The 21,725-nt window shown below is 61.9% G+C and carries 18 protein-coding genes; 9 read left to right on the top strand and 9 right to left on the bottom strand.

The features are described from left to right. Window positions 1–10: 10 nt before the first annotated feature. On the bottom strand, window positions 11–2,158 hold the full coding sequence (locus FHS54_RS04220) for a polysaccharide biosynthesis protein (protein ID WP_167302503.1): 2,148 nt from the start codon (window positions 2,156–2,158) through the stop codon (window positions 11–13). A gap of 371 nt (window positions 2,159–2,529) precedes the next feature. Between FHS54_RS04220 and FHS54_RS04215 the strand changes: the two genes are divergently transcribed. The 6 genes from FHS54_RS04215 (at window position 2,530) to FHS54_RS04190 (ending at window position 8,572) form a co-directional block, all read left to right on the top strand. Then, on the top strand, window positions 2,530–3,720 hold the full coding sequence (locus tag FHS54_RS04215) for a glycosyltransferase family 4 protein (protein WP_167302502.1): 1,191 nt from the start codon (window positions 2,530–2,532) through the stop codon (window positions 3,718–3,720). Continuing rightward, a complete protein-coding gene (locus tag FHS54_RS04210) occupies window positions 3,717–4,313 on the top strand; it encodes a sugar transferase (RefSeq protein ID WP_167302501.1) in 597 nt (198 codons plus the stop codon). Before FHS54_RS04215 ends, FHS54_RS04210 begins: the two co-directional genes overlap by 4 nt. Continuing rightward, window positions 4,276–5,187: a formyltransferase family protein gene (locus FHS54_RS04205; RefSeq protein WP_167302500.1), complete on the top strand. Its 912-nt coding sequence runs from the start codon at window positions 4,276–4,278 to the stop codon at window positions 5,185–5,187. The genes FHS54_RS04210 and FHS54_RS04205 overlap by 38 nt, the downstream gene beginning before the upstream one ends. A gap of 4 nt (window positions 5,188–5,191) precedes the next feature. Further along, window positions 5,192–5,875, top strand: a complete 684-nt coding sequence (locus tag FHS54_RS04200; RefSeq protein WP_167302499.1) for a PIG-L deacetylase family protein — start codon at window positions 5,192–5,194, stop codon at window positions 5,873–5,875. 531 nt (window positions 5,876–6,406) lie between these two features. Further along, on the top strand, window positions 6,407–7,153 hold the full coding sequence (locus FHS54_RS04195; RefSeq protein WP_167302498.1) for a LuxR C-terminal-related transcriptional regulator: 747 nt from the start codon (window positions 6,407–6,409) through the stop codon (window positions 7,151–7,153). Window positions 7,154–7,192: 39 nt separating this feature from the next. Continuing rightward, window positions 7,193–8,572, top strand: coding sequence for a lipopolysaccharide biosynthesis protein (locus FHS54_RS04190; RefSeq protein ID WP_167302497.1), 1,380 nt, complete (start codon window positions 7,193–7,195; stop codon window positions 8,570–8,572). Between the two features lie 56 nt (window positions 8,573–8,628). Here the strand turns inward: FHS54_RS04190 and FHS54_RS04185 are convergent, their stop codons facing one another. Both FHS54_RS04185 and FHS54_RS04180 read right to left on the bottom strand, forming a co-directional pair. After that, entirely contained in the window at window positions 8,629–9,342 is a 714-nt protein-coding gene (locus tag FHS54_RS04185) for a response regulator transcription factor (protein ID WP_243855600.1), read from the bottom strand. A 14-nt stretch (window positions 9,343–9,356) separates the two neighbouring features. Further along, window positions 9,357–11,642 carry a GumC family protein gene (locus FHS54_RS04180; protein ID WP_167302496.1) on the bottom strand — a complete coding sequence of 762 codons (2,286 nt, stop codon included), beginning with the start codon at window positions 11,640–11,642 and terminating at the stop codon, window positions 9,357–9,359. A 358-nt stretch (window positions 11,643–12,000) separates the two neighbouring features. Between FHS54_RS04180 and FHS54_RS04175 the strand changes: the two genes are divergently transcribed. Next, entirely contained in the window at window positions 12,001–12,957 is a 957-nt protein-coding gene (locus tag FHS54_RS04175; protein WP_341785932.1) for a 2OG-Fe(II) oxygenase family protein, read from the top strand. A 20-nt stretch (window positions 12,958–12,977) separates the two neighbouring features. On the opposite strand, the gene FHS54_RS04170 is transcribed toward FHS54_RS04175, so the two are convergent. Next, window positions 12,978–14,297, bottom strand: a complete 1,320-nt coding sequence (locus tag FHS54_RS04170; RefSeq protein ID WP_167302494.1) for an O-antigen ligase family protein — start codon at window positions 14,295–14,297, stop codon at window positions 12,978–12,980. Between the two features lie 422 nt (window positions 14,298–14,719). On the opposite strand from FHS54_RS04170, the gene FHS54_RS04165 reads away from it, so the two are divergent. Further along, complete coding sequence (locus FHS54_RS04165) at window positions 14,720–16,075, top strand: pectate lyase family protein (RefSeq protein WP_341785931.1); 1,356 nt, start codon at window positions 14,720–14,722, stop codon at window positions 16,073–16,075. Continuing rightward, window positions 16,076–17,278 carry a glycosyltransferase family 4 protein gene (locus FHS54_RS04160; RefSeq protein ID WP_167302493.1) on the top strand — a complete coding sequence of 401 codons (1,203 nt, stop codon included), beginning with the start codon at window positions 16,076–16,078 and terminating at the stop codon, window positions 17,276–17,278. A gap of 197 nt (window positions 17,279–17,475) precedes the next feature. Here FHS54_RS04160 and FHS54_RS04155 read toward each other — a convergent pair whose 3' ends face one another. The 5 genes from FHS54_RS04155 to FHS54_RS04135 form a co-directional block, all read right to left on the bottom strand. Next, the gene (locus FHS54_RS04155) at window positions 17,476–18,603 is read right to left on the bottom strand and encodes a Gfo/Idh/MocA family protein (protein WP_167302492.1); all 1,128 of its coding nucleotides are present in this window, start codon (window positions 18,601–18,603) and stop codon (window positions 17,476–17,478) included. Further along, complete coding sequence (locus FHS54_RS04150) at window positions 18,593–19,456, bottom strand: sugar phosphate isomerase/epimerase family protein (protein WP_167302491.1); 864 nt, start codon at window positions 19,454–19,456, stop codon at window positions 18,593–18,595. The genes FHS54_RS04155 and FHS54_RS04150 overlap by 11 nt, the downstream gene beginning before the upstream one ends. 2 nt (window positions 19,457–19,458) lie before the next feature. Then, window positions 19,459–19,866 (bottom strand): VOC family protein, encoded by a 408-nt coding sequence (locus tag FHS54_RS04145; protein WP_167302490.1) that lies wholly within the window; start codon window positions 19,864–19,866, stop codon window positions 19,459–19,461. Between the two features lie 3 nt (window positions 19,867–19,869). Continuing rightward, window positions 19,870–21,111 carry a DUF1214 domain-containing protein gene (locus tag FHS54_RS04140; RefSeq protein ID WP_341785930.1) on the bottom strand — a complete coding sequence of 414 codons (1,242 nt, stop codon included), beginning with the start codon at window positions 21,109–21,111 and terminating at the stop codon, window positions 19,870–19,872. Window positions 21,112–21,182: 71 nt separating this feature from the next. Next, entirely contained in the window at window positions 21,183–21,653 is a 471-nt protein-coding gene (locus tag FHS54_RS04135; protein ID WP_167302489.1) for an Lrp/AsnC family transcriptional regulator, read from the bottom strand. Between the last annotated feature and the right edge of the window lie 72 nt (window positions 21,654–21,725).

The following is a 21,725-nucleotide window of genomic DNA, read 5'->3' as shown; positions in this document are numbered from 1 at the left end:
CCTGATAAGGTCAGGCGACATCGCGCGGCAGGGCCGTCGGGGCTGCCGGCAATGCGGGTGCGGCTTCAGGACCACGCGGCATCATGAACACCGTGTCCTGGCTTTCCGCAGCGAGCCGCCGCAATATTTCAGCCCAGCGCGAACTGGCCGACGCAGCCACCATCTCATGGGTCAGGCGGATCAACTCCCGTGAATCCCCGGCCGCGATCAGCCGGGCCAGCTGGCCAAAGCCTTCGACCAGCATTTCAAGCGGGATGGGGGAAGGCATCGCCTCGAAAATACCTGGAATGGCGCTTTCGATCTTGTCTTCCGACATGTCGAACAGTTCCTCGAACAGCTTTTCACCCGGACGCAGGCCGATGAACTTGATCGGCACGTCGATGTCGGGGCGAAGGCCCGCCATGCGGATGACCCGCCGGGCGATTTCGACGATCTTCACCGGCTCGCCCATGTCGAGGACAAAGATGGTGCCGCGTTCCGAATCGGTTTCCAGGGCGCGAGCGCTGCTCTGCAGGATCAGCAGCACGGCTTCCTGCACGGTCATGAAAAACCGTTCGATGTCCGGGTGGGTGACGGTCAGCGGCTTGCCTGCCGCGATCTGATGCTGGAACAGCGGGATCAGCGACCCGCTCGACCCCAGCACGTTGCCGAAGCGGACGGTCAGGAAACGGGGGCTGTCCGGGTCGCAACTGCCGATCAGGTCCAGCGCCTGGCAATATAGCTCACCCAGCCGCTTGGTCGCGCCCATCAGGCCGACGGGATTGACCGCCTTGTCGGTTGAGACCTGGATCATGGCGCGCGCTTCGAATTCGCAGACCGCGTCCGCCACGTTGCGCGTTCCCAGCACATTGGTATGCACCCCCGCGCACGGGTTGGCCTCCACCATCGGCACATGTTTGAGCGCGGCAGCGTGAAAGACGATCTCCGGCCGCCGCCGCTCGAACACCTGCCACAGCGCCGCGCGCTGGCGGATGGAGCAAAGTTCGGCGTGGAACCGGACATCGGGGAAAGATTCCCTCGCTTCCAGCTCGATGGCGTAGAGATTATATTCGGCGTGATCGAGCAATATGATCTCGGACGGGCGATAATAGGCCAGCTGGCGCACCAGTTCCCCACCGATAGTTCCGCCCGCGCCCGTCACCATGATGCGCGCGCCGGTGACGACCCGTTCCAGATAGCTGTGCTGGACCGTGATTTCGGGGCGGCCCAGCAATTCGGCGAGCGGCATCTTTTCTATCGACAGGCGGTCGCCCTTATCCGGTTGCGGCCCTGTCCACGGATTGCGGAAGCGGGAAACGATCAGATTTTCCTGCTCGGCGGCCGCCGCGATGCGCAGGATCTGTTGCCGGTCCAGCCGCTCGCTGCTTTCCTGCACCACCAGGCTGACCGGGCGTTTGCCCGCGCGGTCCAGCTCGGCGACGATCTGCGGCAGCATGTCGGGTGATCCCAGAATCGGCAGGCCGCCGACCTGAAGCCGCCGGTCGCGCCCGTCGAAGGAGATCACGCCGACAATCTCAAGGCCAGACTGAGCATCGGTGGGCACCAGGTCGGCCATCACCCGCGCCCAGTCCAGTTCGCCCAGCAACAGGATGCGGCCCCGCGTCTGCGCAGATTGCCGTAGCCGCGCTGCACGAAGATATTGGAAGAAGGCGCGTCGCGCGACCCGCGCGCCCAGCAGCGCCGCCACCGTGATCGGAACATTGACGGTCAGGAACGTCGTCATCATGACGCGATACATTTGCTGGGGAATGACGAACCCGGCGGTGACCATCCAGATGAGCCATGACGTGACGAGCAGACTGCCTGCAACGCGCAGCGCATCCCCGACCGACACGAACCGCCAGCTTTGCCGATAAGTGCCGATGGCGAACAGCGCTATCAGGTTGACGCCCACAAAAGCGAGGGCGAACCGTGGATCATGCATTGTGGGCGACATTTCTAGGCTGGACAATATTATCAGCGACAACTGAAAGGCCGTCATCATTGCGAGCGCGTCGACTATCAGGATCGTGGCGAGCCTGACGGCACGAGCGCGAGACGGGCTCTTTTCAACGAAGGCCCGCGCGGCAGCTTCAAGCCGGATCAGCAATGTCGTGGCGGGAATTTCGCGCTGGACGTCTGGGGTCCGATCTTGCCTCGTGGACGCAACATTCGACATTCCGGGCTCCCGTAGAGATCCTGTGCAAGCGGAAGGAAGAGGCCGGAAGGCAGCTGGAAAGCAGATGCGCGGCTCCGTCCGACATCCGCCGGTCTGCAGCCAAGCTATCGGAAGCATCGCCGCACGGTAATCGGTCGATCAGACACTATCCTTTATCCCACACTGGTCCCGCCTGAAGCAGTCGGTGGCGCTTTTGGCTACTCGCACTTCCCAAGCGCGCAATTTCGGGGCGCAACACAGCGTCGACGCCAAGCGGCACTGCCTCAAAGGAGTAATCTACCGATGCACAGGCCTTGCTGTGCAGGCGCTGTGATACCCCGGTAGGGCAGTGGGCGACCGACGGTCGTGCGTCATCGAAGGATCAGTGCAGAATGAAGGTCGTCATCCTTTCCAGCCTGTCCTGGTCGCTCATCAACTTTCGCGGCGCGCTGATCGCCCGCATGGTGGCTCAGGGGCATGACGTGCTGGCCTGCGCGCCTGATGAAGAGCCTGAGGTTCTTGCCCGGCTGGCGGCCATGGGCGTGCGGTTCCGGTGCACACCGATGGCGCGGGCCGGGACCAATCCGCTGCACGACGCGCGGACCCTGTTCCATTATCTGCGCCTGCTGCGTGCCGAGCGGCCCGATGTCGTGGTCGCCTACACGCAAAAGCCGATCATCTATGGCGGGCTTGCTGCGCGTTTGCTGGGGCGGTCGCGCTATTTCGCGATCATGAGCGGGCTTGGCTATGTCTTCAGCGGCGAAGCGCAGGACCGCCGGTGGCTGCGCGCCGCCGTGTCGCGCCTCTATCGCAGTGGAGTGCGGCGGGCAGAATGCATCTTCGTCTTCAATGGCGATGACCATCGTGAGATGCTCGATAGCGGTATCGTTTCGTCAGGCCAGCGCGTGATGCAGGTTCCGGGGTCGGGCATCGACGTGCGCCATTTTGCCCAGGCACCCTTGCCCGACGGTCCCTTCACCTTCCTGATGGTGGGACGGCTGATGCGCGACAAGGGTGTGGGCGAATATGTTGAAGCCGCGCGCCTGCTACGGCGCAAGCACCCGGACGCGCGTTTCCTGCTGTTGAGCCGCCCCGAAACGGAAAACCCGACCGGCTATAGCGCCGCCGACCTGCGGCAATGGCGGGAAGAAGGGTTGATCGAAATTCTGCCGGAAACCCGCGATGTCCGCAGCTTCGTTGCGTCGGCCCATGTTTTCGTCCTTCCATCCTACTATCGGGAAGGATTGCCCCGCACTATTCTGGAGGCGCTGGCGATCGGGCGGCCGGTAATCACTACCGACATGCCCGGTTGCCGCGATCCCATTCAACCGGGTGTCAATGGCCTGCTGGTTCCGCCCCGCGATGCCCCGGCATTGGCCGCCGCGATGGAACGGCTGGCGTCGGACCCGGCGCTGGTCGGCAATATGGCCCAGGCGGCCCGCCAAAGGGCCGTGGACGTCTATGATGTCGACAAGGTGAACTGCACGCTGATGGATGTCATGCGGCTGCAGGGCAAGGAGCCTGTGACCGTTCCCCCGTCCAGAGGCGTCACCAGGGCCACGCTCACGCCGGAGGGCGCATGAGTCCAATGTTCCGACCGGCGGCGTGGAGTGCGGCTGCTGGCCTGCTGCTCGCGTCGCCGCTTTTGCTGCTTTTGGGGGTGTTGGTTATGTCCAGTGTGGGACGGCCGATACTGTTCCGGCAGATTCGCAGCGGGAAGGGCGGACGAGAGTTTGAGATGCTCAAGTTCCGCAGCATGCGCGACCTGACCGATGACAGCGGTGTTCCCCTGCCTGACGAATTGCGGGTGACGGCCGTGGGTCGCTTCCTGCGCCGCTCCCGGCTGGACGAGTTGCCGGAACTGATCAACATCGCGCGTGGCGACATGGATTTCGTGGGGCCGCGTCCGCTGCTCCCGCATACAATCCATGCGCTGGGCGAAGCGGGCAGGATGCGCGGCCTTGTCCGGCCCGGCCTCACCGGACTGGCGCAGGTCAGCGGCAACACGCTGCTGACGGTCGAGGAAAAGCTCCGATACGATCTTTGGTATGTGCGCAATCGATCTGTGGCGCTGGACGCGCGGATATTGATGCACACGATCGGGGTCATGGTCGCGGGGGAAAAAAGGATCGATTGGCATGCCGATGAAGCGCGCCCTCCTTATTGGGGCGGTTGAAACCACAACGATTGCGTTTGATGCGCTGACCCGGCACCCCGACTGGACGGTGGGCGGGGTTGTCACGCTGCAACCCGAACTTGGTCACCGTCATTCGGACTTCACCGACATCGCCGCCGCAGCGCGCTCCAGGGATTGTCCGGTCATATATGTCGATAACGTCAACCGGGACGAAGCGCTGGATGCCATGGCAGATGTGCGTCCCGATTATGTGTTCGTCATGGGCTGGTCCCAGATTTGCGGGCCGCGCTTCCTGCAGCGCTTCAGCGAGCGGGTGGTTGGCTACCACCCCGCCGCATTGCCGCGGCTGCGCGGTCGGGCCGCCATACCCTGGACGATCCTTCGGCAGGAGCCGATCACCGCAGGATCATTGTTCTGGATAGATGCGGGCACCGATACGGGGGCGATCCTGGATCAGCAGTTTTTTCATGTCGCACCGCTCGAAACCGCATCATCCCTTTATGCGAAACATATGGCGGCCTTGGCCATCATGCTGGACCGTTCGCTCGGCGCGCTCGCGCGGGACGAAGCGGGCCGCGCGACGCAGGATGAGGCGTGCGCGACCTGGGCGGCGCGGCGGACGCCGATGGACGGCCTGATCGACTGGACCTTGCCCGCGTCTGATGTGTCGCGCCTCATCCGAGCGTCGGGCCGCCCCTATCCCGGCGCGTTCACCCGCCTGAAGGGGGCCGATCTTCACATCTGGGCCGCGTCGGTCGACGATGCAGAACGGCATCTCGCCCGGCCTGGGCAGGTGATCGCGCGCACTGACGACAGCTTCACGGTGATGTGCGGTAATCGCACCGGGCTGGTCGCTACGGATTGGAGCGGACCCGAAAAGCCACCCAGATTGCACGTCCTGCTTGGGGAATGAGTGAATGAATCTGCTATCAACTGTTCGCAGGATCGCCGTCGTGGCTCCGCACCCGGATGATGAGATATTGGGTTGTGGCGGCACCATGGCGCGCGCGGCTGCGGCCGGGATAGAGGTGCATGTGATCGTGGTCACGCGCGGCCAGCCGCCCTTGTTCGAACAGAGCCTGGTCGACCGTATTCGCCGGGAAACGCTGCATGCTCACGCCATGATTGGCGTGGCGGACACGCATTTTCTTGATTTTCCTGCCGCCGCGCTGGATCAGGTTCCGCGCAGCGACCTTAACCATTCCCTGTCCACGGCGCTCTCCCGCATCGAACCGGATCTCCTGCTGGTTCCATTTGTTGGCGACATCCATCTGGATCATCAGATCGTCTTTAACGCGGCGATGGTTCACGCCCGCCCTCGCACCAGCAGCGGTCCTGCATGCGTGCTGGCTTATGAAACCTTGTCCGAAACCAATTGGCTGGCCCCCGGCGTGACACCCGCCTTCATCCCCAACGTCTTCATTGATATCAGCACCACTATCGATGCCAAAATCGCGGCGTTTTCAAGCTTTGAAACCCAGGTCAAACCCAGCCCCGATGAACGGTCCATCGATGCCATCCGGGCCTTGGCGACGCTAAGAGGCGCTACGGTCTACCGACATGCGGCGGAGGCTTTTGTCATGATCCGGCAGGTGGGTTGAAGGGGCCGCCGGGCTGCGGCAGCCACTATTTCCTGGTGCCGACTCGCCCATTTTTGTCGTTTCTATCCCCAATTGCACTCGAAATCCGCCTGGCTGGTGCCCTGCAATATGACCATGTAATTCAGATGAGGGGCATCAACGGTGACATATCAATTGCTTAGCATTTTAAATCTGCGCAGCCGCGATTCTCCGCTCACCTTTTTTCTCGTACCAAAGATATGTCGAGCAGCGGCTTCATAGCCCGATTTTTAAAACGTTAGACTTACATCAAAAGGTGTAAATGAGCGTTTTTATTAACGCTATCCTGCTCTCACATTCCAAAAATAACCGATAAAATCAGCATTTTAACGGAATGTTAGCATAACCCTAAATTTCCATCGCGCATTTCAAGACTCTACTGTGGAAAATGTGCTAGTCATAAGTTGTTGAAAGCAAAAGAAAGGGTTGCACTGCAGGCATTTGATAACTGGACTTCCATACTTCTTCGGGGCCTGCGAACGAAGATGGAAGGGATCATGAGGGGAACACCCAATGGCTTACCCAGTCAATGTGCGTCTGTTGTGCGGAAATGCTATCGTAAGAGAGGGGCTTAGCAGGATCCTCATGGATCGCGAGTTCCGAGTGACGCAGTACGCCACTATCGCCTCCGCACTGGAGATGGTGGAAATGCCCGAGGAGGATGCCGCTCCGGCGCTGCTTCTCATCGACAATGGAATGGATGAGCTTGACGAGGACATATTGTCTCTCCTCAAGAAGCGATTTTCCTGTTCCTACCTTGTCCTGTTGTCGGATCGCTTCGATTTCCAGGTCATGCTGAAAGCATTCCAGCTGGGTGCGCTGGGCTATATCGTCAAGGAAATTTCCTGCGACCGGCTGGTTGCTACCCTTCGACTGGTGGCGATGGGCGAACGGGTCCTGCCACCGCAGCTGGCCGATGAATTGCAGTCACGGCCCAGCCTTGCGGACGCACTGGAAGTCGAACGTCCGGTGGATGCAGCCTGCCTGTCGGATCGTGAGCTGGAAATACTCCGCTGGCTCATCATGGGTTGCCCCAACAAGGTCATATCCAAGCGTATGGAAATCAGCGAAGCGACGGTGAAGGTTCATGTGAAGGCGGTGCTGCGCAAGCTTCGCGTCAAGAACCGGACCCAGGCGGCGATCTGGGCGGCCAATCACGGCATGCGTGGCCGTGTGACCGAAGTGGAACCGGATCTGCCCGTCGGCATGCACGTTCCTCCTGCCGCGCAGCTTGCGCCCATGGAATTGGCGGCGCGCTGAAACGATCCTGACAATTTCTGGCCCAAAAAAGGGGTCATCATGACATATCCGACCAATCAGGGCGTTCCGCGCGCCCTGCGGATGCTGCACGACAGGTTTGGCGCGTTCCTCGTCAAGGGGACGCGCGCCCGCCTTGTCGCTGTGGGGCATTTATTGTCAGGAAATTTCCTGAATGCGCTCATCATGCTGGTCAGCGTCGCCATGGCTGCCCGGTCCCTGGGACCGGCGACCTATGGCGTCATGGTGCTTGTCCTGTCCTATAACCGGGTCGTGGAGCGCATCCTGCGCTTTGAATCCTGGCAACCGCTTATCCGGTTTGCCGTTCAGGACGAAAACCGGGCGTCGCCGCGCCGCATGCAGCGTCTCTATTGCTATGGCCTTATGCTGGACATGGGCGCTGCCGCCCTGGCCGCTGTCACCGCTATCGCGCTGGCGCTGCTTTTAGGCCCGCTGTTCGGGCTGAAGCCGCTGCACATACAATTGGTCGCCATCTATTCGATCGCGACGCTTTTCAATGTCGCAGGCGTTCCGGTCGCGGCATTGCGATTGTCGGGCCAGTTCAAAATGCTCGCCTACGCGCAGGTTGCGGGCAATGTCCTGCGCATCTTCTTCGCCTTGTTCTGCATGATCAGCGGCGCGGGCGTCCTGGGATTCATGGTGGCCTGGACCGCCGCGCAGGTGCTGGGATCCCTTATCGTCTTCTGGACCGGTTTCCGCGCTCTTCGGGCGATGGGCATAGCGAACCCGCTCCATGCAAAGTTGAAGGGTTTGACGACCGATTTTCCGGGCTTTTTCGGCTTTGCCTGCTCCACAAATCTGTCGTTGACCTTGCGCGTGATCACGACAGAAGCCGACTCCCTATTTGTAGGTGCACTGGCGGGGACGAGCGCGGCGGCGGTCTATTATCTCGCCAAGCGGATCGCCAAGGTCGCGATGCAGGTCGGGGCGCAGGTGCAGGCAGTGATCTATCCCGATGTCAGCCGCATGTGGGCCAAAGGCAATTTGCGCGGATTCAGGGCGACGACGCTGCAAGTGCAGGCGGCGCTCGCCTTGGTGGGAATCCTCATGCTGGGGGGCGGCTGGCTGATTGGCCCTCTGCTGATCCGTCTGGGACCGGGCGAGGCCTATTCCGATGCCTATGTCCTGCTGCTCACCCAATTGTTCGCGGTGATGCTGTTGCTGCACGCAGCTCCATCACGATCGGCCATGTTGGCGATGAACCAGTCCTGGCACGTTCTGGCCATTTCCGGCCTGGGAACCGCGATCTTCGTTGTGGTCGCCAGCTATGCGGTTCCGCGCTATGGCGCTTTGGGCGGCAATATCGCCCATGTCGTGCTGGGCATAGTCGAGGCCGTGCTCATGGATATATTCTGGTTGCGAAAATCGCGACGCCCCCCGGTCGCCGCCAACGCCGGGTGACAGTCGGATAGGGGACACGCGAATGTGATCGCGCAGCAGCGCCGATGCATCCTTGCCTAATCGCCCAGATGCCCACCCTTGAGCAAATGAGCGACGATCTGTGTGCGGTTGGATGCACCTTTCAGCGCCATGATGGCTCGGACGTGGACTTTGACCGTGCTCTCGCTGATCTGGAGGCGGTTGGCGATATCCTTGTTCGACGCGCCCTGCGCCAGCAGTTCCAGCACGTCTCTCTGCCGTCTTGTCAGAGTAGCAAGCTGATCCATCGCGGTCTTGACCCGATCGCTGGTGTCATCGGGCGGGCTGGCCTGAATTTTGAGCCGGGTCTGGATCGCCTTGCTCACTGCGACGGGATAGATTGAAAGTCCGTCGTTCAGCAAAGCCAAGGCTTCCTGGATGCGCGGCACGCTGATGTTGGACGTCAATACGCCATGCGCGCCCGCAGCGATCGCGGACAGCATCAGTCGCTGATCATTATGATCGGCGATCACCAGAACGGCCACATCCTGCCAGCGGCGTGCGGCTCTGGCTATCTGCTCGGTCAGGGACGCAGCCTCTTCCGCTGTGTCCCCGGCTTGGAACAGAATGACATCAGCCTCGCATTGCGGTGGGCGGTCATCAAGCGTGGCGAGCGACATGACCTTCAGCCCGCTCGATTCCAGCGCCACTGTCATGCACGCGCGGCGCAGGGGGCTGGGATCGATGATAAGCAACTGCAGTGGTCGGGTCTCGCCCTCTGCCATTGGGCTTTCGAGACCGGTGTCCTCCAACGCCCCGCCGCCCTTCAAGCTGCTTCGCGCGTGAAAACTTTGCGCACGCGGTCACTGGCGGTCTTTGTCCATTTCTGCCGGGCAGGGAAGCTGTCCGAATAATAAGCGGCGGAACCCATATAGAATTGCACCGCATCGCCATAGCCACGCCGTGCATGCTCCTCATAGTCCACCTGATTGAAGACCGCGCCAGCGACCTGATTGTTGACCATCTGGAGCGATGCCCGCAACTGTTCCACCGTGGTCGAGCCCCAGCGCACGACCATCACGGTCGAATCGGCCAGGCTGGACAGGGTTCGGGCGTCTCGAACCGCCAAAATCGCCGGGGCGTTGATAACGACCAAGTCGAACTGTTCGCGCAGTTCATCAAGCAGGCGCGCTACCTGCCACCCCTGCACCAACGCCGCCGGATTGCGTATTTGTTCGCGGGTGCTGAGGACCACGGGCAGCAGCGACGCAGGTGCGGCACCATGAGCCGCATCATGTTCGACATGCGATTCGATCTGCGGGATGAGCTTTCGCGTTTCGCCCCTATGACTCAGTACGTCGATAAGATCGGGCAGGTTCGAACTGTCCTGAATGCTGCGCAGCACGCTGGGGCCAGGCCGCCGCAGATCAAGATCGACGACGATCGCACGCCGCCCCATCGACGCGGCGGCCGCCGCCAGCGTCAGCGCCACGCTCGACTTGCCATCGCCTGGCATGGGCGATGTAACGAGTACGCGCTGGCTGCCTTCCATTCGTGGCAGGGCCTCGACCTCGCTCGCCAAATTCCTGGCAACTTCGGTGAACAGCGACTGTGGTTCGGTGACGACTGGATTATCCTCGACAGTCGATCCGATGGCCTGGGGCATCGCGGGCAGCATCGCCAGCGTGCGTAGCCCGAACAGCCGACGCAATTGTTCGCCACTGCGCAGCTTGTTGTCGAACATCTCAATCCCCAGAACGATCAGCAGCGCCAGCATCGTCGATCCGACAAAGGCAGCAACGGCCATCTTCTTGGGTGCGGGAGCGAAAGGATAAAGTGGCACGGGGGCGGCTGACATCATGGTTGAATTGACGCCGGTCGTCTCCAGTTCCGCGCGTACCGTCTGCGCGCGCTGGGCCGTGGTCAGATAGGCTTGGCGCGCAACTTCCGCACGACGCTCCAGGATTGATAGGTCTACCGAATTGGCATTGTTGCGGAACGCCGCGCTGGTGATCGCGTTCAGCCGCGCCTGCAACTGACCGGCCCGGGCAGCCGCCCCGTTGGCCTCTGCGATCGCCAGGGCGCGTTCACGCCCGGCGTCGGCATTGTTGCGTGCCTGCTGGGTAGAGATGACGGACGAGCGTTCCTGGGACATCGCATTTCCGACCTGGCCGATCTGCGCGCTCAGTGCCTGCATCTGTGGATGGTTCGCGCCCATCTGCACGGACAGTTCCGATCGTTGGCGGACCAAATCGTCATATTGCTTCTGCAGATTGTCCAGCGCGGGCGAGGTGGCACCTGCCACGGTGCGCATGCCCGCGGCGCTGCTGACGCCTGCTGCCTGGGCGCGCATGCCCGAACTCAGCGCGGCACTGGACGCCGCTTCGACCGCCAGCCTGTTCATCTGCTGATAATCCTCGGCGCTCCCGGCGCCCACCGGCATCGCATGTTCGCGCCGAAAGTCGGCGACCGCCTGTTCAGCGCGCCAGGCCTCGCTGGAAAGCCTACCTGCTTCGTTGGTCAAGGCGCGCGTGACGTCATTTCGCCACTCCTGCCGCCTTTCCGAACGCAGCTCCTGCAGGCTTTGGACGAAGCGGTTGGCGATGCGAGCGGCCATGTCCGGCTTCCGCGACTGGACGGTGATGTCGATGATATCGGAATCGGCCGAGCTCGATACCTGCGTGTTGCCGATCAGTTGCGCCGCAGCTTGCGGCACCGACATCGGATTATTGTTGGTGAAGTGGGGGTTGCGGTGCAGTTTCAGGTCCTTCACCACCTTTTCCGCCAGCGCCTGTGACCGATACATGCGCGCTTCGTTCGCTACACGCTGCTGATTGCGGACGGCGTCCGCCTGGTTCGATCCAGAAGCGTCGTTAAGCTGGACCTGAACGGTCGCCGTCGCCTGGTACAGATTGGGCAACTGGAGTTGGATGGCGAGGACGATAAGGACGCAGGTGACCACGATCCCTGCCACAAGCTTGATATGCCGCCGCAGCAGGAACCAAATCTGGCGGGCGCTCATTTGCTGCAGTTCGAACGACAGGTCGCGCGGTTTTGCGGAGCCGCTGGACGAACCGGTGCCATCGGTCAATGTCAGCTGAGCGGACGCCATGCTAATCTCCCTCTTCTTGCGGAGCATGCGGTGGTAATCGGCCCGATGGCCGTTTTCCTTGAGACGGGTATGATTGCTGCGGTCCCGCAGTGCAAAAGCGCATCGGGAGCCAGCGGTGCGCATTGTAGCTAACCCTTAGGATGAGGCGCGCACGGTCGACCTTCCTTGCCCGATGGATATTCGTTCCGCGGCCCCCTGTGAGCAGGATGCTATTCAGTGTCGGCGGTCAGCATGTGTTTCTGCTTCATGACTATTATGAGGTTCCCCTTACCGGCAATTGCGCCACGAATTCCGAACCATAAAACAAGCTGGCAATGTCGGGACATATTCAGTGATAACCAGAATCGGGTTGCAGGATGTGAAGGCAGGATCCCTGGCGCGGCTTTTCGCTGCCGGAAATGCCGCCGTGCTGATTCACTGTCCCGAACTTGTGTCGACGCTTTGGCGCGATCTGCTGGAGAATGATGAAGAGCAGCTTCCCTGGCAGGCACCCTTGGTGAATATCGCCCGAAATTATTATGGTTCCGCCGATATAACGGCGAGTCTGGGCGATCTATTTTACTTTCAGCCGGGAAGGCACGGCTACATCGCGCGGAAGATGGCTTTGTCGCGGGAACAGGATACCGGACGCGTGGCCGCCCGGCCTGCTTCCTTCGTCAAGGATGAAAGTCATTATGCGCCGAGTCAGACGGTGCTCGATCAATGCTGGACTCTGGGCCAACGACTGATGGCCGCGATAATCCCGGAAGGCACGTTGCCTGGGCATTTTGAGGTGGCGGTCCAACGTCTCAAATATCAGGAAACCGCCGAGGATTTCGCGAATCTGGGTGCGCTTGCCCGCAACTCCATGGGGCGCTGGGGACGAGCGGGCTGCGCGCTGGATGTGCAAAGATGGGAGGCGGCTGGGGTGTTGAGTCCGCGCGGTTTATCCGACCTCTATGGCTTGCTGGCGCATATACCGGCGATGCGGCGGGTCGTCCGGCGGTTGAATGACATGTTGCTGCGGCGGGACCCGTCTCGGCAGGTCGCGTCAGGGCAGCGCGTGATCGAGGGCGCGCATTATGATTATCGCTACCTCACCGCATTGTGCGGTCGGCGGGAACGCACACTGACCCAGATTTTTGCTGGGGGGCAATGGCATGACTTGCCTATCGATCTGGATACCCTTGCAGTGTTCCCCGGCACGATCGCCAGCCATGTTCTTGGCCTACCCAATGTGCTGCACCGTGTCGTCCATCTGGATGGCAAAGCGATCGCCGGTGGTTCCCGCAATCCCCGGACTGATGACGTGACACTGCTGATCGGCGCTGCCTGATCGCCTGGCGATGAAGCGTGTCAGAAACTGGGCATCTGCTGCGGGCCGGCGGGGGTTGAATAGATGTACTGGCCGCGGGGAGTATCCGCCGCGCGGCGCGGACCGTAAAGCAGCGCCAGCATGATCATCACCGGCATCACCCACATGCGGGAATACATATGGGGGTATGACAGGGTGTAGATCAGGAATACCAGCAGCACTGCAATGGCGGGTGCCCCCCGCTCTCGGTCGCGCAGCCCGCCCACCGCCATCAGGCACAGCAAGGATAGCAGGAGGATCAGTCCGGTGAAGGCGATGATGCCGCCTTCGTTCCAGATCAGCAGATAGAGGTTGTGGACCGGATTATCATGTGCGCTTAGCTCCCGGTAGCGGTCCACGCCCATGCCGATGACGCTATATTGTTCGGTAAAGGTCCATGCTTCCTTGATCAGTTCGGATCGGCCCGTGAAGGTGCCTGCCTGAGTCAGGTCGCCGCTTTCCACGGCGTTGCCGACCCGCTCCTGAAACGCCTTGGGCAGGGGAGCGCCACTGGCGATGAACAGGGCAAAGGCTGCGCCCATGACGACGGCCAGCCCAGCGATGTAGCGAAAGCCGCCGAGCAGCAGCAGGCAGACGAAAACCGTCAGCAGGGTCGCGGTGAACCCGGTAAAGGACGCCGTTAGCAGTAGCCCCCATACCAGCAGCAGCAGGCAGGCGAGCGCGAGATAGAGGGAGATCAGCCGCTGGCGCACTGCATAGAGCAACATGGGTATGGCGAAGGAAATAACCGCTCCGTTGCTGTTGGGCTCACCGGACAGCGACCCCAGCCGCAGGTTGCCGGTGTAAAATCCGGTGCCCAGCCATGGCAGCGTGTCACTGGGCGTGAAGAGGAGCGTCACGGTGATGCCGATGATCTGCGAAAGCACGATCCCCAGCATGAACAGCAGTGGCCCGATCCGCCGCGCCTGATCGTCCTGTTGCATCAGAACCATGGGGATCAGTAGGAAGGAAACGCTGTATTGGAGCGCGATGTTGACCCAGCGGAGCGGATCGCCATTCATGATGGACCCGATAAACAGGCCGCCCAGCATCATGGCAAGTCCCGTCACCCAAAAGGGAGTAAGCGAACCGAAGGGCATGGCCCCCAACCGGCCGCGCGCGGCGGTAATGATAAGGCAGATCAGAAGGGCTGCGTCCGAAAAGGTGAAATTGACCGTTCCCACGCGCAGCAGGAACCATCCACTCATGAAGATTGATGCCAGCAACGAATAGCGGGCGATACTGTCCCACTTGTCCCCCGCCATGGACGTACCGGACAGCGGGCCATGCGGGATGCCGGGCGTAGTCGCGGAAATGGTCATCCTTCCCTCCTCCCAGGGCATTGTGGACCGTGCCTTTGCACGATGGCCGGAGCAATCGGACTTCGGGACAGCCATATGCGCATAATGGCTAGCCCATAGGGCATGTGCTCCAGCTCAAGGCCCTGGAACGGCATCGTCCCTTCGTTGCCGGGCGAATCTACCCAAATTTGCCGCAGCATCAGCCTCCTGCTCCGTTGATCCCATCTGCGCGCGACGAGATAAGGAACACAGCTTGCAAGACGTTGCGCAGGGCAGCGGGCGCGGGCGGATAAGGGCAATTGGTGACGCATCATCCGCACGATGGCGATTCGCCGTCAAATACAGGTGCAATGGGCGGCGGGAGCACTGCGACCGCCCGACCGGGGACTACCGGGCGGGGCCGTGTTGCGCCAAAAGGTTCCTATGGAACCCCCAGGATCGGCGTGCGGCGGGCCGTTCGCGCAGGGGTCGGCCTGATAATTCCGGCTATCATCGTGATCGCAGGTTGTTCCGGGTCCACCAACGCATCCCAGAGCGCATCCCAAGGCGTGAAGGGCGAGCAGGCATTTCCTGGCGCGGTTGGCTATGGCGCCGCCAGCAAGGGCGGCCGCGGAGGACGGGTCATCGCCGTCACCAGTCTGGCCGACAGCGGCCCTGGCTCCTTGCGCGCTTGCATTGACGCTCAGGGACCGCGTGTCTGCGTGTTCCGAGTGGCGGGGTTGATCCGCTTCGCCACGAAGCCGCCCGTCATCCGCAACCCATATCTGACCATCGCGGGCCAGACGGCTCCGGGAGGGGGCATCACCCTGGCGCATGAGGGCGGACCGCTGGGCATCACGCCGCTTCTTATCAAAAACACGCATGATGTCGTGGTCCGTCATATCCGCGTTCGCAACGACCGCATCGGCGGGGATCGGGGATCAGAAGACAATTTCACGATCGAAAACAGCGAACGGGTCATCCTTGATCACGTTAGTGGCAGCTGGGCGCGCGATGAACTGGTCAATGGCTATGGCGACAATGACTGGATCACGGTCAGCAATTCCATCTTCGCCGAAGGCATCCCCAAACATGATAAATGCGCGCTTTTGGCGAGCGATCCCAAGGGCGCGCAGCATTTCAGTTTCATTGGAAACCTCTGCGCTCATAATGGTGATCGCAACCCCGACATCAACTTCCCACCCGGTTCCTGCACAGAAGTCATCAACAATGTCTTCTACAATGCCCAGTCGGAATTCGCGGAAATTTGGGAAAGCTATGGCGGCGGTCCTGTCGCCCTGATCGGCAACAGCTTCATCGCAGGCAAGAATACGCATGCCGCCACCATCGGCATCACCCGCAACGTGCTGGGGACGAAGGGGCTGGCGAAGGTCTACATCGCGGACAATCAGTTCGAAGGGGAGTTTGTCCGTAAATCGCCCCTGATCGAGGAAGCCGAAGTGACGACGCCACCCTGTCCTGTCACTATCGCACCCCTGCCTGCTCGGGAGGCTTATGATCAGGTTTTGCGCGAAGCGGGTGCCTTTCCCCGCGATCCGTTCGACCGCCGGGCGATTGATCAGCTTCGCGACCGCAAGGGCCGCATCGTCCAACAGCCGGGCGTCATCGATGAAATAGAGCCGGGGGCTGCTTATCCAGATGCCGATGGCGACGGCATGGATGACGGCTGGGAATCGCGCAATGGCACCGATCCGCGCCGTGCCGATGCCTGGGAGGACGCGGATGGCGACGGGCTCGCCAACCTCGATCAATTTCTGGACGTGTTGTCGCGGGCGGTGATGCAAAGGAGCGATTTCTAGATGAAAGCCCTGTCACCTTCCCTGGTTCAGTTGAATGAGTGCGATCTGAAAGCTGCGTCCGCCTATGCGCGGGTGCGGCTATGCTTTCCTTTTTCGGGGGACACGGTCGGCGGCAGCCATATTTCAGTGAAGGGCTTGCTCAACCGCCTTGACCCCGCCCGATATGACGTCGTCGTCGTACCGGAATTGCCCGATGGTCGGATCGCGCGCTTCTTCGCCGATCATGAGCAGTTGGACGATCCCGGAAGCTGCGGCCTGTTCGTTCCGGGCGAACCGTTCACGATCCGCAAATTCGTACGTACCATGGGGGGCATCTGGCCGCGCGTTCGTTTCCTGCAACGCCACCGGATCGACATCGTCCATGTGAATGACGGCCAGACCAACGCCAACTGGGCGCTCGCGGCGCGGTTGGCGGGGGCCAAGCTGGTCTGGCATCATCGCGGAGATCCTAGCGCACTGGGGCTGCGCCTGCTTGCCCCGCTGCTCGCCAATCAGGTGTTGACCGTATCGTCTTTCTCACTGCCTGCGCCCGGTCGCTGGTCGGCGCGCAGGAAGGCGGTCGTCGTGCATAGTCCGTTCAACCCGGACATGAACATCGACCGGGCCCATGCACACCAAACACTGGTTCGCGAACTGGGCGTCACACCCGACACGCTGGTCCTTGGCTTTTTCGGGGCGTTCATCACGCGCAAGCGACCGCTGCTGTTCATCGACATGATGGCAGCGCTGCGCCAAAAGCTCGATCGGCCAGTGGTGGGCGTCATGTTCGGCGAGTCGGTCGTGCCATCCATGGACGTCGCGTTGCAGCGGCGCATCGGCAGGAAGGGCGTCGGCGATCAGGTGAAGCTGATGGGCTATCGCACGCCGGGCGCTTTCTGGATCGCTGCGTGTGACCAGCTGGTGGTGCCAGCGGTGCGTGAACCCTTTGGCCGCACGCTGGTCGAAGCGATGCTGGTCGGAACCCCCATCGTCGCCGCGCGATCGGGCGGCAATATCGAAGCGCTGGAAGGAGGGATGGGCGTGCTGGTCGATCCCGACGACGCGGACGCGTTGGCCGACCAATGCGCCCGGCTCAGCCGTGACACAGCCGCCGCAGCCGCCATGGCCAGCCGCGCGCAGGTCGATGCACGTCATCGCTTCAGCGAAGTGGTCCACAGCCAGAAGGTCAGCGACGTTTACGACCAGCTTTGCCGACCCGTTTGACCCGTCAGCCGCTCTTAACGACCTCGAGTTCGTTATAGACCATCCGCGTCAGCGGCGGAACTTTGGGAAGGGTGCGACCAGGATCACGGTGCGCACGGATGGGGTATTCGCCAGTTCCTGCAGAACCAGCCGATGAATTCGCTGCAATGCTGATGCCGCTCACAGACGGCGAGGACGGGGGGAAGCGAAGGGGGTGTCTAAACCGCCTCCACTTCGACCCAGCGGCCCTCGGCGGCGGAGCGCCGTGCCGCATCGAGCACCGCCTGACCGGCTGCGGCGTCATGGAAGGTGCCGCCTTCATCGGGGAGCGGCGGCGCGGTGCCGGTCATTCGCGCCTTCATCTGGCCGAACAGCTTGGCATAGGGCGCGACGTCGAAGCCCTGCGTATGCCAACGGTCCATCTCGGTCTGGATGAGTTCGGTCACGGGAAAGGGTTCGGGCGCGGGGTTGATCAGTTCGGCGGGCATGTCGATCCGTCGCGCGCCCTGCGCGTCCTTCAGCCAGACTTCCTCTGGATCGCCAAAGGCCGCACCCGACTGGATCCAGGCCGCACCCTTTGTGCCAGCGACCTTGGTCGCCATGACGAACGGGCCGGGGAAGTTCATTGCGGCCTCGATCACCCCCTTACAACCGCCCTCGGTGACGAACTGGACGTTATAAAAATCATCCGACGTCATGTCGGGCCGCGTGGTTGCCAGCTTGCGCAGTATCGCGCTTACCGCCTTGATGGGGCCAAGCGTGGACAGCAGTTGATCAATCATGTGAGTGCCGAACGCGCCCAGGAAGCCGCCGCCCTGGCTGGCGTCCGTCCACCAGTCGGCCAGCGGTTCATCCTCGCCCTGGCCCGGCTGCTGGTAGATGCGGCTGAACATCAGCGGATCACCGATCAGCCCGTCCTTGACGACACGGCGCAGCAGCGCCTGCGCGCTGTCGAAACGGAATTCCGCGCCCAACCCATGGACGACGCCCGCCTTTTCCGCCGCAGCCAGCATTTCCCGTGCCTGGTCCAGATCCCTGGCAAAGGGCTTTTCACACATCACCGCACGTCCGGCGGCGATCGCCTGCATGACGGGCGTGTAGTGCGCATGGGGCGGCGTGGCCACGGTCACCAGCCGGATCGCGGGATCGTCAGCCAGCACCTGTTCCAGATTGTCCGACGCCAGCGGAATGCCCAGCGGTGCGGCGCGTTGCGCGGTGCGTTCCCGGTTCCGACCAACGATGGCGCGCACTTCGAAGCCTGCCTCACGCAGGGCGCGGACATGGGTGAACAGGCCAAAGCCCGTGCCCACCACTGCCGCGCCAATCCGCTGACCGTCATCGCTCATCACTGTTCCTCGCCTTTTCGATTGTCGCCCGCGCGCTGGATGCCCAGGCCATTGATATTTGATCCATCGTCGCCCCCGCCTGCGTCTGGGAAAAGACTTCGACGCCGATCGGTGCCCTGCTTCCAATCTGGTCGAGCGTGCGGATGAAGCCGGTTAGATCAAAGTCGCCTTCGCCCGGCAGCAGTCGGCCCGTCATCGTTTCTTCAAACAGGTCCGCGCCCGGACGGGCCGGTGCGTCGTTGATCTGCACGGTGAAGATGCGTTCGCCGGGTATCGCCGCAAGTTGCTGCAGCGTCGAACCGCTGCGGAAAAGGTGCCAGCTGTCGAGTGTCAATCCGCCATTGGGTCGCCCGGCAGCTTCGACGATGGCCCACGCGGCGGCGAGGTCGGCGATGCCGCCAAAGGGCAGGAATTCGATATGCACCGGCAGGTCATGCTCCGCCGCCAGATCGCAGATGCGCGCGAATGCTTCGGCTGCCTCATCCAATGAAGGCGTCACGCCCATCATCTCGACCGCCACGACAGATCGCGCGCCCGCCTGCGCCGCCAGATCGATCACCCGTTCAGGTGTCAGGGTCAGGAGCAACTCGCGAAAGCGCGCATCGGCGGGCGCATGGGCGTGGGACGGCAGCCAGCAGCCGATGCAATCGACCTCCGCCAATTGCAGGCCGTGGTCAGATAGACGAACTGACAGGTCGCGCAGGGAAACGCCTTGTTCGTCCAGCGCCCACAAATCCCCCGGCGTGACCGAAACCGCCGCGAACCCGGCCTTTTGCGCCGGGGCTAGCCGGTCAAGCAACGGAATATGAGCAATCGGCGGGCCGCACAAAACCAGGTCGGACGGACCCAGCATGATCAATCCTCCCGAAAGTTGAGTTCGAGCAGGATGCCGTTGGCTTCGGTCACGAACAGCTGTCGCAGGCCGATGGAGGGGATGTCGCTCTGCGCCGTCGCCAGCCCTGCGTCCTTCAGCCTCGCAGCCATTTCTTCATAGCCATCGCATTCCAGCGCCACGTGGTGAACCGACCCGCCGCCCCGCGCCGGGGTGAAGGGCGCAATGCCGTCGCTGGGATAGGTGGCATCGACCGGCCCGATATGGACAATGGGTCGGTCCTGTCCGTCATAGATCCAGCAGCCCTGATCGATGGAGGATGCGCCGGGCGCGATCCCGGCGCGCAACCCCAGCAGGTCGCGGAAAAAGGCCGTGGTCGCCGGAACGTCGGCCGTGCGGATATTGACATGGTCCAGGGATAATACAGCCATGGTTCAGTCCACGAATTGGCCGGTGTCGACCGCCAACGCCGGATCGAGCGCCTGGTTGCCCCGTGCCTCCAGCGTGGTCAGCGGCACGCGCCACAGCTTTACCGGTGCCGTCTTTTCCGTGCGGATCAGGCGCAAGCCCCACATGCCCTTGTCATGGCCGAACGTGTCGACCCAGTTGCCCCCGATGCCGGGGTCGCGCGCCGCAATGACGATGCGCACGGTCCCGTCCGCTTCCTGCACTCGCTTGAACTTGGTGACGTAACCGCCGCCATCTTCAAACGTGTCGAGATTTTCCTGCCAGATGTTGCACAGTTGGAAGTTCCAATATTCGCATTCGGGCGGCGTGAATTCGAGCACGAGCGCTTCGTCCCCCTCCACCTGCCAGCTGCCGAAAGCGAAGTGCCGGTCGGGGACGCCACCGTTCGACAGATATTGCGCCCGGCTATAGTCCAGCCGATTGGGCTTGGACGCGAAATCGCCCTGCCCGCCCTGCCACCAGTTGCGCACCAGTTCGGCATAGCCCAGCACGCCCTGCGCCGCCCAGGCGAGGTTGTTGGCCATCAGCGCCGGGGTGATGGGCAGGGGCTGTGCTTCATCCATCCGCTCGATCCGCATGACCGGCGCGACTTCCTTGCCCCGCTCATGCCAGACCAGGCGGATGAGGATGCAATTGGTATCGGCGTTCAGCTTCAGCCAGTTCTTGCCTTCGCCCGGATCATCCTGTGACAGGATGACTTCGAATGAGCCGTCATCTTCGACATGAAGCTGCTGACTGCCCAGGAAAGCGGTTGTTTTAAGGTTGGAAGGATCGAATGCCTTCAGCCCATCGACCCCCTCCGGCGCCCAGTCCCGCGCGGCGGCATCGCCGGGCACTGGTGCTGTCAGAACGGCCATGACAAAATAGGGGATCGTGCCGCGCGTCCCTACGATACGGTAGTCGCGCGCCTCGTCAAACTGGCACATCAGATGGTCGTGGTCAGGGCATTGCACGTTGATCGACTGCCGCCAGACCATGTCGCGCAGACGAGGGCGCGTTGGTTCTGCATTTTCGACCAGTCGTTCCAGGCTTGATCGCGCGACGCGGGACAGGAAGCGATAATATTCCGCGCGATCCAGGTCGGACGGCTGGCTGCCATATTCGTCGATCAACCGACCCGCCACTTTCAGCACGTCGCAGAAATCGTCCCACGCCTGCCCGGAAACCAGACGCTCCGCCGCCTTCGCTTCGATTTGCGCCTTGTCCACTACATCCTCCCATTTTGCCGGTTATCATAGGAGGCAAAGCGCTTTCGTAAAGTCGCGATGTCCCGTGGCTGCTAACGCCTCTTCGTTCGCGGCGGGCGCAGCGCGTCTCGCATGGCGATGCTGCTGCTGATGCGGGTCACACCGGGCATGCGTGACAATAGCTCGCTATGGATGGCTTCATAGGATTCCACACTGTCGGTCTGGACGCGCAGCCAATAATCCACGCCGCCGGTCATCAGGAAACATTCGCGTATTTCCGGGCATTGCCGCACCGCATGTTCAAACCGGGCGAGATAGTCCTCTGTCTGCCGTTCCAGCGTCACCTGCACCAGCACATCGACCCCGCGCGCCTCGGCGTCCAGCGCGCTGGTGATTACTGTATAGCCGCGAATGACGTTGGCATCCTCCAGCATGCGGATACGGCGGTGACAGGCCGATGGCGACAGGCCGACTTCCGCCGCGATTTCCGAATTCGCACGGCGAGCGTTGAGCCTTAAGGCCCGGATGATGGCCCGGTCCGTGCCGTCGACTGATTTCAACATTCTGCATATCCTGCGAATGATCCACTAAAATTATCACTATCTTAGACGATTATTCGACATTTTGGGAATATA

Origin of the sequence: Sphingobium vermicomposti (assembly GCF_011762025.1) — a bacterium.
Taxonomy (GTDB): Bacteria; Pseudomonadota; Alphaproteobacteria; order Sphingomonadales; family Sphingomonadaceae; genus Sphingobium; species Sphingobium vermicomposti.
Note: the sequence above shows the minus strand (reverse complement) of the source record. Positions and strands in the feature narration are given on the sequence as shown.